The organism is Lactobacillus sp. UMNPBX17 (assembly GCF_002553735.1).
Classification (GTDB): Bacteria; Bacillota; Bacilli; order Lactobacillales; family Lactobacillaceae; genus Lactobacillus; species Lactobacillus gallinarum.
Genome location: NZ_PCYT01000092.1, coordinates 1 through 3637, shown reverse-complemented (window position 1 = coordinate 3637; position 3637 = coordinate 1). Strand labels below are relative to the sequence as shown.

3 protein-coding genes are annotated in these 3637 nt (G+C 37.6%); all 3 read left to right on the top strand.

Annotated elements, in window-relative coordinates; genetic code table 11:
• Positions 1 to 425: 425 nt before the first annotated feature.
• The 3 genes from CP368_RS09350 (at position 426) to CP368_RS09340 (ending at position 3135) form a co-directional block, all read left to right on the top strand.
• The gene (locus CP368_RS09350) at positions 426 to 977 is read left to right on the top strand and encodes a C40 family peptidase (RefSeq protein ID WP_025006326.1); all 552 of its coding nucleotides are present in this window, start codon (positions 426 to 428) and stop codon (positions 975 to 977) included.
• A 324-nt stretch (positions 978 to 1301) separates the two neighbouring features.
• Positions 1302 to 2015 (top strand): C40 family peptidase, encoded by a 714-nt coding sequence (locus CP368_RS09345; RefSeq protein WP_098046024.1) that lies wholly within the window; start codon positions 1302 to 1304, stop codon positions 2013 to 2015.
• A 151-nt stretch (positions 2016 to 2166) separates the two neighbouring features.
• Positions 2167 to 3135, top strand: a complete 969-nt coding sequence (locus CP368_RS09340) for a C40 family peptidase (RefSeq protein ID WP_098046023.1) — start codon at positions 2167 to 2169, stop codon at positions 3133 to 3135.
• The last annotated feature ends 502 nt before the right edge of the window (positions 3136 to 3637 follow it).

Here is a 3637-nt window from a genome sequence, read left to right as displayed (position 1 = left end):
CATATTCGTGATTGGAATGCGGCCGTGAACATCTTAGAAAAAGGATTAGGCAAGTGGCAAAATCCTAAAATAAAAAAAGCAGCCTTATTCGGGGCTGCAGTCCGCTAGCAACTCGCGGACTCAAAAGGCTTTGGTAATTAGACGACCTCTATCGGCAATAGTCAAAAGATTACTGCTGGTAAGTCAAGTCCGTATCTAAGAAAGTTGGTGTTCTGGTTAGCGTAAGCTAACGAGCCACTAAGCCCTAGACTTCAGTCTAGGGTAGTTGACTATACAAGGTTTCTTAACGTGATGGTAGTTCTTTTGAAACAATTATGTAACATTCAGAAGGTATCATATTAACCGTCAACTGATTTAAGAAATCAATCAAATTTGAAACAAATGTTAAATAAACGAAATCTATAATTTAAGGGAGACAATTAATTTTGAATTTAAAACGTACTTTAGTTAAATACACTGCAGCTTTATCAATTTTCTTTACAGGTATCTCAGCTATTAATGTTCCAGCTACTGTTCACGCTGACGAAGTTTCAACCAGTACTGTAAATACTGACAATTCAATGTCAGATATCGAAACTTCAACTCCAGCTGCAAGTACCGTTAAGAAGACTTCTGCTGTTACTAAGAAGCGTAACGCAATTGTTAAGCTTGCTAAGAAGGAAATCGGTAAACCTTACGTTTGGGGCGCAGCGGGCCCTTACGCATTTGACTGCTCAGGTTTAACTTCATACGTTTACAAGAACGCAATTAACAAGACTTTGCCAAGAACTACTTACGGTCAAATCACTCTTGGTAAGACTGTTTCAGTTTCAACTAAGACGCTTAAGAAGGGTGACTTGTTATTCTGGGGTAACTACCACGTAGGTATCTACATTGGCGGTGGCAAGTTCGTTCACGCTCCAGCTCCTGGTCAAAATGTTAAGACTCAAACCTTAGCATCATTCTTCCCATCATCAGCTAAGCGTGTTATCGACTAATTACATTTAAAGTTATGTCTTTCTAAAGATTATTAGTAAAAGGAGTTAGGTGAATTTCACCTAGCTCTTTTTTTACATAGTAAATTATTTTTAGTTCTATGTGGTTCATCTATGTCATTTGACTGTTTTTGAAGAAATGTAAGCCGTTTAATATTTATTAAATTAGTATTACTTTTGTAACATTCATGTAACATAAGGTATTTATTATAGAGTCTGTTGAATAGTTAATTAAGTTTAAAGATTTTCCGATAAAATAAATTTTCGTTACCAAAATATAAAAATCTAATAACTTGTGATATAGATATAAACATAATAGGAGAATATATGAATATTAAAAGTAATTTTGTAAAAGTTACTGCAGCTGCTGCTTTAACTCTGACCGGTGTAGCTACAGTAAGTGCTGTTAAGCCAGATTCAACTACTGCTAATGTTCAAGCTGCTACTACTAGAGTAAAGATCAATTATGTTCCAGGTTATGGTGTTAATATCTGGGATAATTACAACCATGGTCATTTTACTGGTCAACGTGCACCACACGGCACTACTTGGAATGTTATTAACCAAGCAACTGATAAGAAGGGTCGTACTTGGTACCAAGTTGGTGAAGACCAATGGATCATGGCTCAATACACTGTGCCAGCTAATTCCAAGAAGGCTAAGAAGTCAGTTCGAGCAACTGGAGATGCATCATCTATTGTTACTTTAGCTGAAGCACAACTTGGTAAGAATTACGTATGGGGCGGTACCGGTGCCAACGGTTTTGACTGTTCAGGTCTTACTTCATACGTTTACTCAAAGGCTGCTGGTGTGAACTTGGGTAGAACTACTTACGATCAAGTTAAGCAAGGTTCAACTGTTTCTATGAATAACCTTCAACCTGGTGATTTGCTTTTCTGGGGTTCAGCTTCAGCTCCATATCACGTAGGTATTTACGTTGGTAACAATCAATACATTCACGCAGCTACACCTGGTCAAGGCGTTATCAAGCAAACTTTGAGTAGTTACTTCTATCCAAGTGTTGCTAAGCGTGTTTTATAAAAAAGATTATTAATCGAAAGTGGGCTATGTATTAGCTCACTTTTTTCATTATTAAATACTAATCGTTGTTAGTTGCTCTTTTTCTGCGTAAATGCAATAATGAAGTCGTTAGTTATAAAGTAGTAAGTTTTGCTACTAAGGGGATTGAAGAATGACTAAACATAAATTATTTAAGTTGGGAGCAGCTGCGGCACTTACTGTCACAGGTGTCTCTGCGATTACGTCGCTGAAAACTGTCCGCGCAGCCAACTTTACTGCGATTAAGAGGGTAAAGATTAATTATTTACCCGGTAAGGGCTTAAACATTTGGACTAATTATAATAAGGGTAAGTTCATGGGTTACCGTGCAAAAGACGGTACTATTTGGAACGTTGCCGAAACTGCTGTAGATAAGAAAGGTAACCTTTGGTATAAGGTTGGTACGCGTGAATGGATTGAAGCGCGTTACACCGTTGATGTCGGGATGGACACTCCGGCTTCCACCAATGCCAAAACTAAGGACAAGGTAACCAACGTATCTACCAAGAAGAAGACGAGCAAGAAAACAACGCCGAAAGTTAATAACGTTATTTCTTTGGGTACTGTAACTAAGAAAAGTACCAAGAAGTCGACTAAGACTAGGTCTAAGGTCGCTAAGGTGAAGAAGGCTAAGCAAATTGTTGATGCGGCAGTGAAAAAGACTGCTAAAAAGTCAACTACCAAGAAGGTTGCATCAACGCAAGCCTCAAGTAAGGCCGGTGCCATCGTTGCTTTAGCTAAGCAACAAGTTGGTAAGCCTTATGCCTGGGGCGCTAATGGTCCAGACAGCTTTGACTGCTCTAGCTTGGTGCAATATGTCTTTAAGAATGCGGCTGGTATGAACTTGCCTCGCACGACTTATGATCAAGTCAAAGTTGGTAAAACAGTTTACCAAAAGAGTCAGGCTAATGGTCAACCTGTTTCCGCAAGCAATTTACAAGTAGGAGATTTGTTATTCTGGGGTTCAGAAAGCGCACCATATCACGTAGCCATTTACATTGGTAATAATCAATATGTCAATGCGGCAACACCTGAACAAGGTACGATCTTGCAGACAATGACTAGTTACTTTGCACCAACGATTGTTAAGAGAGTTTTATAATTTGAATATTAAAAAAGTAGTTACTATGTATTAATTGCAAAGTAACTACTTTTTATTTTCTACTTCAAATGTCCTTTTTGTCTGAAAAATCTAAAGGTATAAGTATAATATTTGCCCCTTTTTACCTTATACTTGTGAGTGTTCTAATATCTAATAATCGATTATCTTGTATTAGATTTGCTCATTTTGTATAATAATGGCACAGGGACAAGTTCCTAATGAGCGGTCGGCTCATGGTCAATCTGATATTTCAATAGGACGTAAGGGCCTAACAGGTTGCGAGAACCAGAACTAATCTCGATATTCAATCTTGGACATAAGGGCCAAGCAGGTGGCAGACACCAGAACTAAACCGACCATGATGAGTTCGCACATTATGTGTGGACTCATTTTTTTTGGAGAGAATAATGCGTAAAAAATACAATTATAGAAAATTAAGACCTAGAGAATGTTAGAAAATATTGGTTAAATATATCCACTTTATTTTATTTGAATACATTTT